Here is a 15,540-nt window from a genome sequence, read left to right on the forward strand (position 1 = left end):
CTCGGCGTGAACGGCCGACGTCACCTTCTACTGCCCGTTCTTGACGAGGTCGGGGTGGACGGTCGCCGCGATCTGCCGGACGGCGTCGGCGTTGCGCACACCCGCGATGGTGGTCGCCTCGGAGCCGAGCCGGACGAAGTGCCCCTCCTGGACGGCCTTCAGGCCCTGGGTCGCCGGGAAGCTCTTCAGGAACGCCTCGGCGTCGTCGAAGGCCTTGCGGGTGGCCTCCTCGCTGCCCCGGTTGCGGACGGCGAGCTGGATCCAGTCCGGGTTCTTGGCGACGACATCCTCCCAGGAGCCGGGCTTGAAGTCGGCGTCGCAGTCGGCGAACACGTTGCGCGCCCCAGCCTGGGTGATCACCGCGTTGGCGACCTGCCGGCCGCAGACCGCCACCGGCTGCTTGGTACCGGCGTCGAAGTCGAAGACGAAGTAGCTCGGCCGCTGCCCCTCCGGCACGGCGGCGAGCGCGGTGCGCACCTCGCCGACCTGCTTCTCCATCCCGGCCACCAGCTCCTCCGCGCGGGCGGCGGTGCCGGTGACGGCGCCGAGCCGGCGGATGTCGTCCTCGACGCCCCCGAGGTCGGTGCGCGGCGCCTTGGCGGCCTTCGGGGTCCCGGCGCAGGCGGTGGAGAGCAGGTAGACGTGCTGGATGCCGGCCGCCGCGAACTCCTCCTCGCTCGGTCCGGTGGCGCCGCCGCCCATCATCGGCATCGCACTGAAGGTGTCGACGTACAGGTCGGCGCCGGAGCCGAGCAGCTTCTCCTTGGGAATGGCCTTGTCCCCCAACACCGGGACCTTGCCGCCCTGTTCGGCGAGGTCGGCCGGCAGGGTGCCCTTGCCGGGCGGGAAGCCGGTGCCGACCACCCGGTCGCCGGCGCCGAGCCGGAGCAGCATCTCCAGGCTCGACGCGTTGCTGGTGACGATCTTCGTCGGTGCCTTGGCGATGGTGGTCTCCTTGCCCGCGCAGTCGGCGACCTTCACCGGGTAGGCGCCGCTCGGGGCGGCCTGGGCGGTGACGGAGTCGCCCCGTCCACCCCCGCCACCGCTCCCGCAGGCCGTGGCGAACAGGGCGACGGCGGCCGCGATTCCGCAGACAACGCGTGGGCGCATGACAACTCTCCTGGTCGGTGGTCCGTGCTCGGGCCCGTGCTGCGGACCCGGACCAGGTAGTCGGACGACCCGGGCGGCGGGTTCCCGCAGGATTCACGGACCGCTCGCACAGGCCGACGCCATCCCGACCGGCCCGCAGGACCCGGCCTGGATCCGGCCTGGATCCGGCCTGGATCCGGCCTGGATCCGGCCTGGATCCGGCCTGGATCCGGCCTGGATCCGGCCTGGATGCGGCCTGGACCCGGCCTGCAGGATCCGGGACGCAGGATCCGTGACGCAGGCCTGGCCTAGGCTGGCCCGATGGCCGACCCCACCGCGCTGCGCGACGACCTCGACCTCCCCGTCCGGCTCGGGCCGCGCCCGCCCCGCCGGGTGGTCTCGCTGGTGCCCTCGCTGACCGAGGCGGTCGCCGCCACCGCGCCCGGGCTGCTGGTCGGCGCCACCGACTGGTGCAGCCACCCCGCCGACCTGGCCGTCACCCGGATCGGCGGCACCAAGAACCCGGACGTCCCGGGCATCCTCGCGCTCGAACCCGACCTCGTCATCGCCAACGACGAGGAGAACCGGCGCCCCGACCTGGACGCGCTGCGGGCGGCCGGCGCCCCGGTCTGGGTCACCGACATCCGCACCCTGGACGACGCCTTCCGCTCACTGGACCGGCTGCTGACCACCGCCTGCCGACTGACGCGCCCCGCCTGGCTGGACGAGGCGGAAGCGGCCTGGGCGCCGGTCGGACCGGTCAGGCCTGTCGGACCAGTCGGGTCAGTCCGGCCGGTCGGGCCGGTCGGGCCGGTCGGGCCGAGCCGAGCGGTCCAGGAGCCCGACGGCCCGAGGGCGATCGTGCCGATCTGGCGCCGCCCGTGGATGGTCCTCGGCCGCGACACCTTCGCCGGGGACCTGCTGCGCCGTCTGGGCCTCCGACTCGTCCACGCCGACCACCCCGAGCGCTACCCGGCCATCCCGCTGCCCGAACTGCTGGCCTGCCGACCGGAGTTGGTGGTGCTGCCGGACGAGCCGTACCGCTTCACCGCCGAGGACGGCCCGGAGGCGTTCCCCGGAACACCGGTCGCACTGGTCAGCGGACGGCACCTGACCTGGTACGGACCGTCCCTCGTCACGGCACCGGCCGTCCTGCGGCAGGCGCTCGGCCACCCGTTCACACAAGGCCGGAGCGGCACCTCATAGGATGACCGCCACGCGCCGGGACCACCGGTGACCAGTGGGGGGACCACAGATGAGAGTGAGCACCACACGGCGGACCCTGGTCCTGGTGTCGGCAGTCGCCGTGGCGACCGCCGTCCTGGCGGGCTGCGGCACCGAGCACGCCGACAAGCACCAGGACGCGGCGGGCGGCAGCACCGTGGTGACCGCGAGCGACGGGCCCAGCGGGCCCTCCAGCACGAGCCCGTCCGCGAGCGAGGCCCCCAGCCCGACCGCCCCGGCGACCGCGACGCCGACCGCAGGCGCGGGCGCCGGTGCCTCGCCGAGCCCGAGCCCGAGCGCCCCCGCCGGCAAGGCCGGGAAGGCCGCGCCGAGCACGCCGCCGGGCACCGCCGCCAAGGCCGGCGGCGGCAACCTGCCCGCCGGGGTGACCACCCAGCCGCCGGTCGCCAAGCCCGTCGTCGCGGCCCCGGTACCGACCGCCAAGCCCGGCCCGGTCGCGCCCCCGCCACCACCCGCGCCGCCGACCCCGCACGTGCCGCCGCTGCAGAGCAGCTGCAAGCCCAGCAAGCCCCGGCCGGACGACCCCAAGGAAGCCGTCTCGGCCGCCCTCACCGCCGCCGCCGGCCAGTCCCGGACGCTCAAGCTGAGCACCGGCGGCACCGACCAGCTCCCACCCCTGCCCGTCAACCTGGTCAAGGCGATCGCCTGGCAGGAGAGCGGCTGGCAGTCCGGCATCCTCGCCTGCGACGGCGGGATCGGCACCATGCAGGTCATGCCGAACACCATCAGCTGGATGAACGGCAAGTTCGGCACCACCTCGGACGCCAACACGCTCACCGGGAACGTCCAGCTCGGCACCCAACTGCTCGGCTGGCTCGCCGCCTACTACGGTGACTCCTCCTTCGGCGGCACGTACGACCTCTCCCCCGACCCGGCCACCGGCAAGACACCGCTGCTCGACCTGGTCGTCTCCGCGTACAACGCGGGCGCGGGCAACGTGCACTACAACGCCGTCACCGACCCGACCACGGGCGAGGTCGTCGGCAGCCTGGTCATCCCCAACCCCGGGTACGTCGCCAGCGTGAAGGCACTGATGTCCAGCCAGCCGTGGAACAAGGCGGGCTGACGCAGTCCCCCGGGACATGGCAGGGCCCGGGACGCACGATCGCGTCCCGGGCCCTGTCCGTCCGGCGGTTTCCCCTCGTCAGCCGCGCGCGGCGGTGACGGCGGCGCCCAGCGCCTCCTTGATCCTGGGGCCGAGCCGGCCGAAGCCCAGCTCCTTCATGGCCGCCCGCAGCAGCTCCTCGTCGCTCCGCTCCACACCGTCGCCGTCCACCCACCGCACGACGGCAAGCAACTCGTCGGCCGAGTAGGCGGTCACGGGGCGACCGGGCGTGAAGTCCGGCTTCGCAGCACGGGCAGCGTCCTCGTCGGCGACGGGGGCATCCGCCTCGGCGGCTGCCTCCTCGGCGACGGGCTCCTCGGCGGGCTCCACGACGGCGGGCTCCACGACGGCGGGCTCCACGACGGCGGGCTCCACGACGGCGGGCTCCTCGACGGCGGGCTCCTCGACGGCGGCCTCAGGCTCGACCTCGGCAGCAGGCTCCTCCACCTCGGCGGCCGGCTCCTCCACCTCTACGGCAACAGCCTCGGTCTCGGGCTCGGCCACTGGGGCCTCGGCCTCGGCGACGGGCTCCTCGGCCACGACCTCGGCCACCGGCTCGACATCGGCAGCTTCCTCAGCAGCCACCGTCACCTCGGCAACGGGCTCCTCAGCGACAACCTCGGCCACCGCCACGTCGTCGGCAGCCTCGTCAATCTCGGCGGTGGGCTCCTCGTTGACGACCTCGGTCTCCTGGTCGGTCGTCTCCACCTCGGCAGCAGGCTCGTCCGATTCGACTACCGGCTCCTCCGCGACGACCTCGGTCTCCGTCACCTCGGCTTCAGCCTCGACCGCAGTCTCAGCAGCGGGCTCCTCGACCTCGGCGGCCGACTCGGCCTCCTCCGCCGCAGCCTTCTCCACCGCTGCGGCCTCGGCCAGGGCCGCGGTCGCGGCGGCGACCAGGTCGTCGGCGGCCGGGGAGGGCGCCGGCAGGGAGACCACGGCAGCCGGGGCCTCCTCCTCCGTCAGCTCCTCTGCCACGGTCGGCTCGACGTCGGCGGCGTCCGTGTCGACGTCCGAACCCGACACCGCCTCGGCGTCGACCGCGTCCTCGGTCTCGGTCACGGTCTCGGTCTCGGTCTCGGTCTCGGTCTCGACCACGTCCTCGACTTCGGCGTCGGCCTCAAGCTCGGCAACTGCCTCGGCGGCCTCCTCAGCAGGAGCCTGGGCCGGGACCTCCTCCACGAGCCCGTCCCGCTGCCCACCGGCCAGCGCCTGACGCGCTACCGCTTCAGCGTCGACCTCGACGTCGACCTCCAGCTCGGCCTCCACCTCGGCCTCGCCCTCGACCTCGGTCTCGACCTCCGCGACCGGCTCCGAGACCGGCTCCTCGACCGCCGTCTCCTCGGCAGCAGCCTCCTCCGCCAGCCCGTCCCGCTGCCCGCCCGCCAGCGCCTGGCGGGCCGAGTACGCGGCCTCGGCGGCGCGGCGGTCGGCCTTGGCGGCGGCGAGTTCGGTGAGCAGGTCCCCGAGGCCGGCCTCCTCCAGAGCGGCGCGCAGGCCGCGAATGGTGGGGAGATGGTAGAGGGTGCCCTCGTCGGCTGCGAGCCGTTCGACCAGGTCGATGAGGTCCGCGAAGGGCAGTCCGTCCAGGTCGTGGTCGGGCAGCAGGCGGTCGAGGTCGCGCAGGCCGACGTTGATCGCCTCGAAGGCCTGGGCGGTGCGCTCGACCAGGGCGCCGTCGGCGGGCGCCGCCGGGAGGGTGCCGGCCGGGGCGAGGGCGGCCCAGGCGCGGCGCTCGATCTCGGCGGAGGTGAGGGCCTCGTGCAGGTCCTCGCGGCGGACGCGGCGGTCGTTGGCGAGGGCGGTGGCCTGCTTGCGCAGTGAGCGGCCGCGCAGCCAGGAGAGCTTGACGCCGTTCTCGCGGCGCCAGGCGCTGTCGGCGGTGGCGGCGGCGAGGGCGCCGAGGTCGGCGTCGTAAGCGGCGGTGGTGAGGGTGGCGGCGGTGCGGTGGACCCGCTGGAGCATCTCGACCAGGAGCGCGGTCTTGGCGACGGTGTCCGGCTCGTCCAGCTTGACCTCGGCGGCCAGGGCGGTGACGGCCTCCCAGGTCTGCTGCAGGTCGCGGCCGCGCAGTTCGGCGAGCGCGGTGGAGGCGGCGCGGGCATCCTCCGGGGTGGCGACGGTGTCGACGGCCGCGTACCAGGCGTGGGTGTCGGCGGTGAGGGTGAAGGCCCCGAGTTCGGCGTAGCGGCCGAGGTCTTCGCGGAGGTCGGGCTCCGCGACGGCGTCCTGGGGGTCCTTGACGTCTGCGGCGTCGGCGACGTCCACCGGGTCGGCTGCGTCGGCGTTGCGCGAGTGAAGCACTGTCATGTGAGGTCCGGTTCTGGGCGACGGCGGCGGGGCTGGCGACGAGGGGCGGCGGACCGGTTGCGCGGGGGCTGCCCCTGGGGCGGGGCGAGGGGCGCGCGGTCGGGCTGCCGCTTGTGGAGGCCCAGAATACGGGTGCCCGTTCGAGCCTTGCACGCACCCACCGCCCCGACGGGCCGGTGTCGTATGCCATACCCCCCACCTGGCCGCTACTCGGGGGATCCGCCCGGGTGGTCCGGCCCTGGTCCGGACGGGTGTCCGGGCCGCCGAACGGTGGACGGACCGGGGGTGCGGCGGGGCCGCCGCGGCCGCTCCAGCGGGACCTCGCGGACGCTGGGGCGTGGTCGGCCGAGCGGTGGTCGGTACCCGGCCCGACCGAGGGTGGGCAGGTCGACCGGCGCGAGGTACTCGTGCAGCGCGGTGCGGTGCCACCACGCGCCGGTTTCCCGCAGTTCGCGCCAATCGGTGAACCGGTAAAGGTAGAGGGTCGCCCGGACGTGGGTCGGCGGGGTGTCCGGGAAGGGGTTGTGGCGCAGCAGCCGCAGGGTGGGCGGGTCGCCGGCCAGCAGGCGGGCGACGAGGGGCAGGAACCAGGGGCGGGCGTAGCCGGGCGAGATGCCGGCGAACCACATCAGCCAGTCGAGCCGCAGGTGGTAGGGGGCGTACTGGCGCGGCAGGCGGCGCACGTCGCCGGGTTTGCCCTTGAAGCCGTACTCGCGCCAGACGGTGCGCGGGGTGAGGACCGCCTCGTCGGTGCCCTCGACCACGACCTCCTGACGGAGGCGGTTGACGCTGCCGAAGGCGCCGTAGGTGTTGACGAGGTGGAGGCGGTTGAAGGAGCGGTTCATGACCTGGCCGCGGGAGACCATGTTCCGCACCGGCCAGTAGCTGAGGACGACGACGGCCGCGGTCAGCGCGATCACCAACGCCTCGTACCAGAGCGGGGTGCCGGGGTAGGCACGGGCGTGGACGGGCAGGCCGATGCGGGCCGGGTCGACGGCGGCGAGGGCCAGGGTCACGGTGAGCCAGTTGAGCCAGGCGAAGTTGCCGGAGGCGATCAGCCACAGCTGGGTGGCGACGACGGCGCAGGCCGCGTAGCTCGCGACCGGTTGTGGGAGCAGCAGGCAGACCGGTACGACGAGTTGGACGACATGATTGGCCGCGACCTCGACCCGGTGCAGCGGGTCGGGCAGGTGGTGGAAGAACCAGCTGAGCGGCCCGGGCATCGGCTGGGTCTCGTGGTGGTAGCGGAGGCAGGTCAGGTCGCGCCAGCAGCTGTCGCCGCGCAGTTTGATCAGTCCGGCGCCGAACTCGACCCGGAGGACCAGCCAGCGCATCAACCACAGCACCAGGGTGGGCGGGGCGGTGTCGGCGTTGCCCAGGAACGCGCCGAGGAAGCCGGCCTCGAGGAGCAGGGACTCCCAGCCGAAGGAGTACCAGGTCTGCCCGACGTTGACGATGGAGAGGTAGAGGGCCCAGAGCACCGCCCAGAGCAGGATCGAGACCCAGAGCGGGACAGCGTCGCCGAGCCCGGCCGTGACGGCGGCGGCGAGGGCGGCCCCGCCCCAGGCGACGGCGGCGAAGAACCGGTCGCTGTAGTGGAGGTGGAAGAGGCCGGGTGCCTGGCGGAACGGGACGCGGGCGGTGAAGCGGGGCACCGGCAGCATGCCGTCCGTGCCGATGAGCGCGCGGAACTGCGCGGCGGCGTTGAGGAATCCGATCAGGTACAGGGCAGCGAGCAGGCGTTGGACGAGCAGCCGGCTCAGCCAGTAGTCGGGGGCGGCGAACCAGTCCATGCGGCCCATGCCTACCACCGCCGCCCGGCGGGTGGGCCCGGCCGGGACGCGGACGGCGGACGGTTCACCCGCTCGGCCCGGCCGAACTGCGCCGCGCCGCACGGCCGGCCCCGCGCCGGGGGCCCCGAGCCGGACCTGAGCCGAACCCGAGCCGAACCTCGAGCCGGAGCACCGTAGGGCCCCGGACGGCACCGTGGCGGGGAGCCTCTCCTCGGGGGTGAGAGGCGCCCCGCCACGGCGGTGGGCGGTACGGGTCGTACAAGCAGTGCGAGTGGTGCACGTGGTGCCGGTCGGACGGATGGTGCGGATCGTACGGATGGTGCGAGGTTGTACAGGTGGTGCGGGTCATACAGGTGGTGCGAGGTTGTACAGGTGGTGCGGGTCGTACAGGTGGTGCAAGTCGGGCGAGCAATGCGGGTAATACGGGCCATACCGGTGGAGCGGGCAGTGCGAGCGGTTCGGGCAGTGCGAGCCGGGTGGAACGGACGGTACGGACGCGGGCCGCGGTGCCGCGGGTGGGCGGCCGGTCTGCGGTTCAGCTCGGCAGGACGAGTCCGGTCCCGCCGGCGATGCCCGGGCGGCCGGTGGGGGTCGCGGCGCCGCTCTGCTGCAGCCGGTCGACCAGCAGCGCGGCCAGCGTGCCGAGTTCCTCCTCCGTGCGGGACTGCGCGGTGACGTCCATGCCGACGGTGAGGACGCCGTTGACCTGGCCGGTGCGCGCGGTCCGCAGCGGGGTGCAGGTGAAGCTGAAGACCTGCTGGATGCGCTGGGCCTCGGGGCGGGTCGACTGCACCCGGACCTCGTTGAGGACGGTGGTGCGGCCGGTGCGGTAGGCCTCGGAGACGGCCTGCTGGAGGCCGGCCACGCCGAGTTGCGGGTAGGCCTGCCCGATCGCGCCGTACGCCACCGGGGCACCGAAGGTGTCGGCGTGCTGGGCGTTGGCGTAGCGGATCTCCTGGCCGGGGCCGTCGGTGAGCATGATGGGGAACGGGGAGCCGTCGAAGGCGGCGAACATCTCGTGCTGCTGGGCGAGCAGGTTGTCGCGCAGGCGGATCTCGGAGAGCAGCGCCTCGGCGAGGTGCTGGATGTCGCGCAGGCGCTCGCGTCCCCACTGCCGGGGTTCCCGGTCGAGGACGCAGACGGTGCCGATGACGGTGCTGGTGTCGTCGACGAGCGGGGCGCCGAGGTAGGCCCGGACGCCGAGTTCGTCCACGACCGGGTTACCGGCGAACCGGGGGTAGGCGAGGATGTCGTCCAGCGCGAGGGGCGAGCGCTGGGCGACCACGTGCGGGCAGAAGCCGTGGCTGAGCGGCATCTGGCGGGTGGGGAGGTCGAAGGCGATGCCCCGGTCCGCCCAGGAAGCGCCGTCCTCGTGCGCGATTTCGGTCGAAGTTGGCGGAATGTAGAGCCCTCGGAACATCTGGCGCTCGTCGTTGATGAAGTTGACCATCGCGATGGGAGCGCGGGTGATGCTGGCTGCCAGGTGGGCGAAGCGGTCGAAGGCCTCGTCCGCTGAAGGGTCGTTGAGACCCAGGCTACGCAGTCTGCGGGTTCGCTCGGACTCCCCGGCGGCACCCGGGAACTGGCCTTGAGTGCTCATCACATCAGTCATGGCGAACATGTAATCAGACATCCGGGCGCTTCGGTGGAACCGGGACCGGCCGCCACCCGCTGCTGATGAACAGTCAAAACCGCACGTGAGCGGCGGACCGCAGGCTGTGGCGTGGGCCAAGATCATTTCCCAGTCGGTATCGCGTCGAAACTCGTCCGAAGAAGGACGCGCCGAATCCCGCCAATCCAAGATCAGATCTGTGTAAGCCCGCACAGACATATGACAATGAGCCCTGCCGAAGACACGGACGGTAATCCCCGCTCCTCGGGGACACCCGCCCCAGGGTCCGCATGCACCGGTTGCGAAGGAGCGATCGGCCCCCACCCCCTCCGCACCCCCACCGGTCCCCTCGGGGGAGCGACCGGAGCGGCATCGACGGCATGAACGGAGGCACGACACCCACCGGGACGAGAGGACTAGAGCATGACGATGGACTACTTCACCGATGAGCGGCACGAGAACCTCCGGGCAGAGGTCCGTGAGTTCGCGGAGAAGGAGGTGCGTCCTCAGGTGGCCCGGATGGAGAGCGACCGGGAGATCGAGTTCGACCTCGCCCGTGAGATAGCCCGTCGCGGCTGGATCGGCGTCACCATTCCCCAGGAGTTCGGCGGCCTGGGCCTGGGGCACCTCGCCAAGACCATCATCGTGGAGGAGCTGGCCCGGGTCAGCGGCGCGATGGGCGCGATGGCTCAGGCCTCGCAGCTCGGCGTCGCCAAGGTCATCCACTTCGGCTCGAACGTCCAGCGGCGCAAGTGGCTGCCCAAGTTCGCCTCCGGCGAGTGCCTGCCGACCATCGCGGTCACCGAGCCGGAGTCCGGCGGCCACGTGCTCGGCATGGCCGGCACCGCCCGCCGCGAGGGCAACGAGTACGTGCTGAACGGCCGCAAGTGGTTCGTCGGCAACTCCCACATCGGCGACGTGCACGGCGTGGTGTTCCGCACCGGCAAGGGCAGCGGGGGCCTCTCCGCCTTCCTGGTCGAGAGCGACCGCCCCGGCTTCCGCACCGGCGCCGTCGGCACCCAGGGCGGCCTGCACGGCTTCAGCTTCGGCGAGTTGGTCTTCGAGAACTGCCGCATACCGGCCGGCAACCGGCTCGGCAAGGAGGGCCAGGGGCTGGACGTCGCCTACTCCTCCTCCACCCTGTACGGCCGCCTCAACCTGGGCGCCGTCGCGCTCGGCATCCACGTCGCGATCGTCGAGGACGTGGTGCGCTACGCCGAGGAGCGTGTGCTGTACGGCAAGCCGCTCAACGAGCTGAACAGCGTCGCACTGAAGCTCGGTGAGCTGCAGTCCAAGCTGATGACCGCCAAGCTGGCCGCCTACCACGCCTCGCACCTGCTCGACCACGGCAAGCCCTGCGACGCCGAGCTGATGAACGCCAAGCTCATCAACACCGAGTACGCGATGGACTCGGCCCGCAGCGCGATGGAGATCCTCGCCGCCCGCGGCACCCAGGAGGAGTTCAACATCATCCGCTACCTGCGGGACGCCACCCACATCTACGCCCCGGCCGGCACCTCCGACGTCCAGCGGCTACGACTCGGCCAGGTCGCCTCGGGCACCTACGGCAGGCAGTGGTCGGCCGAGCTGTCCGACCTGGCCAGCTGGGCGTGGACCGAGCTGAACCAGCTGGAGGCCGAGGGCCGGAACGAGCGGGCCGGACAGGTGGTACAGATCCCGCTGGCGAGCTGATCGTCGGCACCCGACGTCCGGTCGGGACCCGAACGGACCGGCCGACGTCGGACCTGACGGACCCGGCGGACGTCGGACCTGGCAAACCTCGGACCGGACGGACCGGGCGGGCCGGGCGGGCCGAACGGTGGCGACCCTTCAGCATACGACCGTTTGACCTGTTCCTGACGACAATCCGGGAGGCGCACCCCGCCTCCCGGAGAGCCGTCCGCACGCCGCAGCCACAGCCCTGAGCTGCTGCGATACGTCAGCGAACACTTCCGTCCACAGGGCCGGTCGAGCCCATCAGCCCTTCACATATCGTCAGTTGATGTTGCGATGAGGGCACCTGGGACTGATAGGTTTCCTGCCGTCGGCGGCCGTGGCCGTACTCCGCCCGGACGATGACACCGCGTCACCTCGTCCGGCGACCCCGGCCTCGGCGCCCTGAAGCCCGCCCGGGCCACACGGGCCGACCCGCCGTTCGGACCCGCGACCCGGCCTGCAACTCGGCCCTGCAACAAGGAATCAGATGCCAGGCATATCGGCCCCCCGCACGGGCCACCGCGCCGGCCGGTCCGGCTCCCTCCGAAGCTCGCTCCTCGCCCTCGTACTGGTCCCCAGCCTGGGCCTCGCCGCCGCCTGGGGGTACGCCGCCTACCAGCTGCGCGACGCCGAGCACCGCACCGCGGTGCTGATCGGCACCATCGTCGTCGCCGTGGTCCTGCTGTTCAGCCTGGTCCGCGGCATCCGCGCCGCCCGGGCCCTGTCCGGCCGCCTGTCCGGACTGCGCGCCGACACCCTCTCGCTCGCCCAGCAGGAGATCCCCGACGTGGTCGGGCGGCTGCGCGCCGGGGAGCCGGTGCCCACCCCGCCCGCCTGGGCGCCCTCCCGCCGGATCGGCGACGAGGTCCAGCAGACCGCCGACGGCCTCGCCGCCGTCCGCCAGGCCGCCGTCGCCGCCATCGTCCACCAGGCCCAGGGCCGCGAGGGGACGAAGAAGGTCTTCCTCAACATCGCCCGCCGCACCCAGATCCTGATCCACCGCCAGATCAGCATGCTGGACGCGCTGGAGCGCGAGCACGAGGAACCCGAGCTGCTGCGCGAACTGTTCGCGGTCGACCACCTGGCCACCCGGATGCGGCGCAACGCCGAGAACCTGGTCATCCTCGGCGGCGCGCTGCCCGCCCGCCGGTGGCGCAACGCCGTGCCCATGGTCAACGTGCTGCGCAGCGCCGTCTCCGAGACCGAGAACTACGCCCGCGTCGTCGTCCAGGGCGTGCCGCGCGCCTCGCTCAGCGGGCAGGCCGTCGCCGACCTCATCCACCTGATCGCCGAACTGATCGAGAACGGCACCACGTTCTCCCCGCCGTACACCCAGGTGCAGGTCTCCGCGCAGGAGGTGCCCAAGGGCCTGGCGGTCGAGGTCGAGGACCGCGGCCTCGGCATGAGCGAGGAGGAGTACGAGCGGCTCAACGAATACCTGGCCAACCCGCCCGAGCTGGACGTCTCCGCGCTCGGCGACGACCTGCGGCTCGGCCTGTTCGTGGTCGCGCGGCTCGCCGCCCGGCACGACATCCAGGTCACCCTGCGGCCCTCGCCGTACGGCGGCACCCGGGCCGTGGTGCTGGTGCCCTCGGCACTGCTGGAGCAGGCGGAGCAGCCGGCCTCGGTGCCCGGACTGCCGTCCGGCGCGCGGGTCACCCGCACCCCGGTGCCGGAGGCCCAGCCCTCGGCGGACGGCGACCTCGGGGACGCCGACGAGGGGTTGTCGGGCGCGCTCGCCGGAGTGCTCAGCGGGCTGCTGGGCAACGGCCCGGCGGGGCCGGGCGATGCCGGGAACGCGGGGGCCGCTCCGGCCGACGGAGCTCCGGGGCCGGTTTCCGGACAGGTCGCTCCCGCGGGGCCCGCCAACGGCGGTCTGCCCGTCGGTGCCCAGATCCCCGGACTGCCCGGTGCCGTGGTCGTTCCCCGGCCCGCCATGCCTCGCCGGTACGAACTTCCGGGCGACATCGCCGGTGACCTCCCGGGTGACGTCCCGGCCGACCTCTCGGGTGACGTCCCGGCGGACGCGCTCGTGGACAGTCCGCCGACGGGCCGCCACGACGCGGACCTCCCGGCCGAGCCGGCCGCGGTGCTCTTCGACGGGGTCCCCGCCGACCGCGTCGCGCCCACCCACGAACGCCCGCAGGAGGACCACGTGGCGCACGGCCCGGACGGCGAACTGCGCACCCCGCGGGTCCTCCCGCAGCGGGTCCGCAACGCCAGCCTCGCCGAGCAGCTCCGCGAGGCCAACGCGCCCAGCACCCTGCTGCCGCCGTCCGTCCGCCGCTCCGGCCCCGTCGGCCCTGTCGGCGCCGCCGCGCCGACCCACCCGACCATGCCGACCGCCCCGGCCTCCCCGCTCGCGCCCCGGTACGGCGGTGCCGATGGCGACGCCGAAGCCGAGGACCCGACGCCGCAGCGCTCCCGCGCCACCATGGCCGCCATCCAGCGCGGCACCCGGACCGCCCGAGCGGCCGGCACCGAACCGGGCGCCCCGGCCTCCCCCGCGCCCGCCGCACCCCACACCCCGGCCGCACCTTCCGCCGCCCAGGAAGCCTCCGCCGCCCAGGAAGCCAAGGAACAGCAGTGATGACGCAGCACACCGAACCCCAGCGCGACCTCAACTGGCTGCTGGACCAGCTGGTGGCGCGGGTACCCGAGACCCAGCACGCCATCGTCCTCTCGGAGGACGGCCTGCTGGTCGGCATGGACCAGGGCCTCGACCGGGCCGACGCCGAGCACCTGTCCGCCGTCGCCTCCGGCCTGCAGAGCCTGGCCCGCGGCGCCGGGCACCGCTTCAACGGCGGGCGGGTCCGGCAGACCGTGGTCGAGATGGACCAGCTGTTCCTGTTCGTCACCACCGCCGGGCAGGGCGCCCGGCTCGCCGTCCTGACCAGCGAGCAGGTGGACGCCGGACTGATGGCGTACGAGATCAACATGCTGGTCAAGCAGGTCGGCCAGTACCTCACCGCGGCGCCGCGCAGCGACGCCGGCCAGGTCGGCGTGGGTGGCGGTGCGTGACCACCGCCGACGCCGACGAGGGCTGGTTCTACGACAAGGACGCCGGCCATCTGGTCCGCCCTTACGCGATCACCAACGGGCGCACCGGACCGGTCCGTGACGGCTTCGCGCTGATCACCCTGGTGGTCACCGCCGACCCGCGCACCGACACCACCCGGCTCTCGCCCGAACCGGCCGCGATCATCGACCTGTGCCGCGAACGTCCGCTGGCCGTGGCCGAGATCGCGGCCACTCTCGACCTGCCGGTCAGCGTGGTCAAGGTGCTGCTGGACGACCTGGCCGAGGCCCGGCTGATCCTCACCCGCGCCCCGGTCCAGCTCGCCGAGGCACCGGACATCTCGCTGATCCAGGCCGTGATCGAGGGCGTCCGCCGCCTCTGACCGGAGGGCACCCCCGCCACCCCGGTTGCCTCGTGCTCCCAGTTCCCTTTCAGGAGACCCGAATTGACGACCCAGAGCCTGGTGCCGGGCGCGGTCAAGATCCTCGTCGCCGGCGGATTCGGCGTCGGGAAGACCACCATGGTCGGCTCGGTCAGCGAGATCGAACCGCTGCAGACCGAGGAACGGATGACCCGCGCCAGCATCGGGGTCGACAGCCTCGAAGGCGTCCAGGACAAGTCCACCACCACGGTGGCCATGGACTTCGGGCGGATCACCGTCCGCGAGGACCTGGTGCTCTACCTCTTCGGCACGCCGGGGCAGTTCCGATTCTGGTTCATGTGGGACGACCTCGCGCTCGGCGCCCTCGGGGCGATCATCCTCGCCGACACCCGGCGGCTCGAATCCAGCTTCGCCGCCGTGGACTTCTTCGAGCAGCGCGGCATCCCGTTCGCGATCGGCGTCAACTGCTTCCACGGTCGCCGGGAGGCCACCCCCGAGGAGGTCCGCCGCGCCCTCGACCTCGGCCCGGAGGTCCCGGTCCTGCTGTGCGACGTCCGGGAGCGGGCGTCCAGCAAGGAGCTGCTGCTCGCCCTGCTCGACCGGGTGCACCGGAACGCCCTGGCCACCGGGCGGCGGTGAGGGCAGGCCCCGGCTCGACTGGCAGACGCGGCTCGGCGGGCAGCCGTAGCTCGGTCGGCAGTCGCGGCTGTGCGGACGGCTGTAGCTCGGCCGGCAGGCGCGGCTGACCGTCGAGCCGGCCGGGCCAAGCTACGCGGTCAGGCGTGCGCCGGGTCGAGCTCGGCAAGCGAGTCGACCAGCGGGGCCAGCTCGGGGATCTCGGTGGCCTGGGCCAGCGTCGCCTCCAGGGCGGCGTCGTGCACCGGCCGGGCGGTCGCCAGTAGGTCGCGGCCGTCCTGCGTCAGCTCCGTGTAGATGCCGCGCCGGTCGTCCGCGCAGAGGTAGCGGCTCAGCAGGCCCCGGTCCTCCAGGCGGCTCACCAGCCGGGTGGTCGCGCTGCTGCTCAGTGCCGCCGCCCGGGCCAGCTGCTGCATCCGCATGTGCCAGCCGTCCTGGCGCGAGAGCGCGTCCAGCACCGTGTACTCGACCACCGAGAGCTTGCACTCGGCCTGGAGTGCCTTCTCCAGTGCGGCGTCGATCATTCCGTGCAGCGCGGCGAGCGTGCGCCAGCCACGGGCCCGGACCTCGGCCGCGTCGTCGCGGATCCCCATGGCGCGCCGTCCTTTCCGCTGCACCGCGTGTTCGGTGCCT

The 15,540-nt window shown here is 73.2% G+C and carries 12 protein-coding genes; 7 read left to right on the forward strand and 5 right to left on the reverse strand.

The window, feature by feature from the left end; all coding sequences use genetic code 11:
* Window positions 1–27: 27 nt before the first annotated feature.
* Entirely contained in the window at window positions 28–1,110 is a 1,083-nt protein-coding gene (locus ACZ52J_RS21375) for an ABC transporter substrate-binding protein (protein ID WP_465620787.1), read from the reverse strand.
* A gap of 300 nt (window positions 1,111–1,410) precedes the next feature.
* On the opposite strand from ACZ52J_RS21375, the gene ACZ52J_RS21380 reads away from it, so the two are divergent.
* Both ACZ52J_RS21380 and ACZ52J_RS21385 read left to right on the forward strand, forming a co-directional pair.
* Complete coding sequence (locus ACZ52J_RS21380) at window positions 1,411–2,295, forward strand: helical backbone metal receptor (RefSeq protein ID WP_465620789.1); 885 nt, start codon at window positions 1,411–1,413, stop codon at window positions 2,293–2,295.
* Between the two features lie 55 nt (window positions 2,296–2,350).
* The gene (locus ACZ52J_RS21385) at window positions 2,351–3,400 is read left to right on the forward strand and encodes a transglycosylase SLT domain-containing protein (protein ID WP_465620790.1); all 1,050 of its coding nucleotides are present in this window, start codon (window positions 2,351–2,353) and stop codon (window positions 3,398–3,400) included.
* 78 nt (window positions 3,401–3,478) lie between these two features.
* Here ACZ52J_RS21385 and ACZ52J_RS21390 read toward each other — a convergent pair whose 3' ends face one another.
* The 3 genes from ACZ52J_RS21390 to ACZ52J_RS21400 form a co-directional block, all read right to left on the reverse strand.
* Window positions 3,479–5,749 carry a hypothetical protein gene (locus tag ACZ52J_RS21390; protein WP_465620792.1) on the reverse strand — a complete coding sequence of 757 codons (2,271 nt, stop codon included), beginning with the start codon at window positions 5,747–5,749 and terminating at the stop codon, window positions 3,479–3,481.
* A gap of 206 nt (window positions 5,750–5,955) precedes the next feature.
* Window positions 5,956–7,542 (reverse strand): lipase maturation factor family protein, encoded by a 1,587-nt coding sequence (locus tag ACZ52J_RS21395; protein ID WP_465620899.1) that lies wholly within the window; start codon window positions 7,540–7,542, stop codon window positions 5,956–5,958.
* Window positions 7,543–8,077: 535 nt separating this feature from the next.
* On the reverse strand, window positions 8,078–9,154 hold the full coding sequence (locus ACZ52J_RS21400; protein WP_360490331.1) for a GAF domain-containing protein: 1,077 nt from the start codon (window positions 9,152–9,154) through the stop codon (window positions 8,078–8,080).
* A gap of 423 nt (window positions 9,155–9,577) precedes the next feature.
* On the opposite strand from ACZ52J_RS21400, the gene ACZ52J_RS21405 reads away from it, so the two are divergent.
* The 5 genes from ACZ52J_RS21405 to ACZ52J_RS21425 all read left to right on the forward strand — a co-directional run bounded on the left by ACZ52J_RS21405 (window position 9,578) and on the right by ACZ52J_RS21425 (window position 14,910).
* A complete protein-coding gene (locus tag ACZ52J_RS21405) occupies window positions 9,578–10,846 on the forward strand; it encodes an acyl-CoA dehydrogenase family protein (RefSeq protein WP_396287660.1) in 1,269 nt (422 codons plus the stop codon).
* 511 nt (window positions 10,847–11,357) lie between these two features.
* Window positions 11,358–13,460 carry a sensor histidine kinase gene (locus ACZ52J_RS21410; RefSeq protein WP_465620795.1) on the forward strand — a complete coding sequence of 701 codons (2,103 nt, stop codon included), beginning with the start codon at window positions 11,358–11,360 and terminating at the stop codon, window positions 13,458–13,460.
* Window positions 13,460–13,891 carry a roadblock/LC7 domain-containing protein gene (locus ACZ52J_RS21415; protein WP_360490335.1) on the forward strand — a complete coding sequence of 144 codons (432 nt, stop codon included), beginning with the start codon at window positions 13,460–13,462 and terminating at the stop codon, window positions 13,889–13,891. The genes ACZ52J_RS21410 and ACZ52J_RS21415 overlap by 1 nt, the downstream gene beginning before the upstream one ends.
* A complete protein-coding gene (locus ACZ52J_RS21420) occupies window positions 13,888–14,271 on the forward strand; it encodes a DUF742 domain-containing protein (RefSeq protein ID WP_350629240.1) in 384 nt (127 codons plus the stop codon). The genes ACZ52J_RS21415 and ACZ52J_RS21420 overlap by 4 nt, the downstream gene beginning before the upstream one ends.
* 63 nt (window positions 14,272–14,334) lie before the next feature.
* Entirely contained in the window at window positions 14,335–14,910 is a 576-nt protein-coding gene (locus tag ACZ52J_RS21425) for a GTP-binding protein (RefSeq protein WP_360490337.1), read from the forward strand.
* 137 nt (window positions 14,911–15,047) lie between these two features.
* Here the strand turns inward: ACZ52J_RS21425 and ACZ52J_RS21430 are convergent, their stop codons facing one another.
* On the reverse strand, window positions 15,048–15,500 hold the full coding sequence (locus tag ACZ52J_RS21430) for a MarR family winged helix-turn-helix transcriptional regulator (protein WP_360490339.1): 453 nt from the start codon (window positions 15,498–15,500) through the stop codon (window positions 15,048–15,050).
* Between the last annotated feature and the right edge of the window lie 40 nt (window positions 15,501–15,540).

This window comes from Kitasatospora sp. NPDC034035 (assembly GCF_055575755.1).

What these genes read in the sequence shown, in the direction of transcription:
- ACZ52J_RS21375 (WP_465620787.1), bottom strand. Translation starts at nt 1,110, where the DNA reads ATGCGCCCACGCGTTGTCTGCGGAATCGCGGCCGCCGTCGCCCTGTTC.
- ACZ52J_RS21380 (WP_465620789.1), top strand. Translation starts at nt 1,411, where the DNA reads ATGGCCGACCCCACCGCGCTGCGCGACGACCTCGACCTCCCCGTCCGG.
- ACZ52J_RS21390 (WP_465620792.1), bottom strand. Translation starts at nt 5,749, where the DNA reads ATGACAGTGCTTCACTCGCGCAACGCCGACGCAGCCGACCCGGTGGAC.
- ACZ52J_RS21395 (WP_465620899.1), bottom strand. Translation starts at nt 7,542, where the DNA reads ATGGACTGGTTCGCCGCCCCCGACTACTGGCTGAGCCGGCTGCTCGTC.
- ACZ52J_RS21400 (WP_360490331.1), bottom strand. Translation starts at nt 9,154, where the DNA reads ATGACTGATGTGATGAGCACTCAAGGCCAGTTCCCGGGTGCCGCCGGG.
- ACZ52J_RS21405 (WP_396287660.1), top strand. Translation starts at nt 9,578, where the DNA reads ATGACGATGGACTACTTCACCGATGAGCGGCACGAGAACCTCCGGGCA.
- ACZ52J_RS21410 (WP_465620795.1), top strand. Translation starts at nt 11,358, where the DNA reads ATGCCAGGCATATCGGCCCCCCGCACGGGCCACCGCGCCGGCCGGTCC.
- ACZ52J_RS21415 (WP_360490335.1), top strand. Translation starts at nt 13,460, where the DNA reads ATGACGCAGCACACCGAACCCCAGCGCGACCTCAACTGGCTGCTGGAC.
- ACZ52J_RS21430 (WP_360490339.1), bottom strand. Translation starts at nt 15,500, where the DNA reads ATGGGGATCCGCGACGACGCGGCCGAGGTCCGGGCCCGTGGCTGGCGC.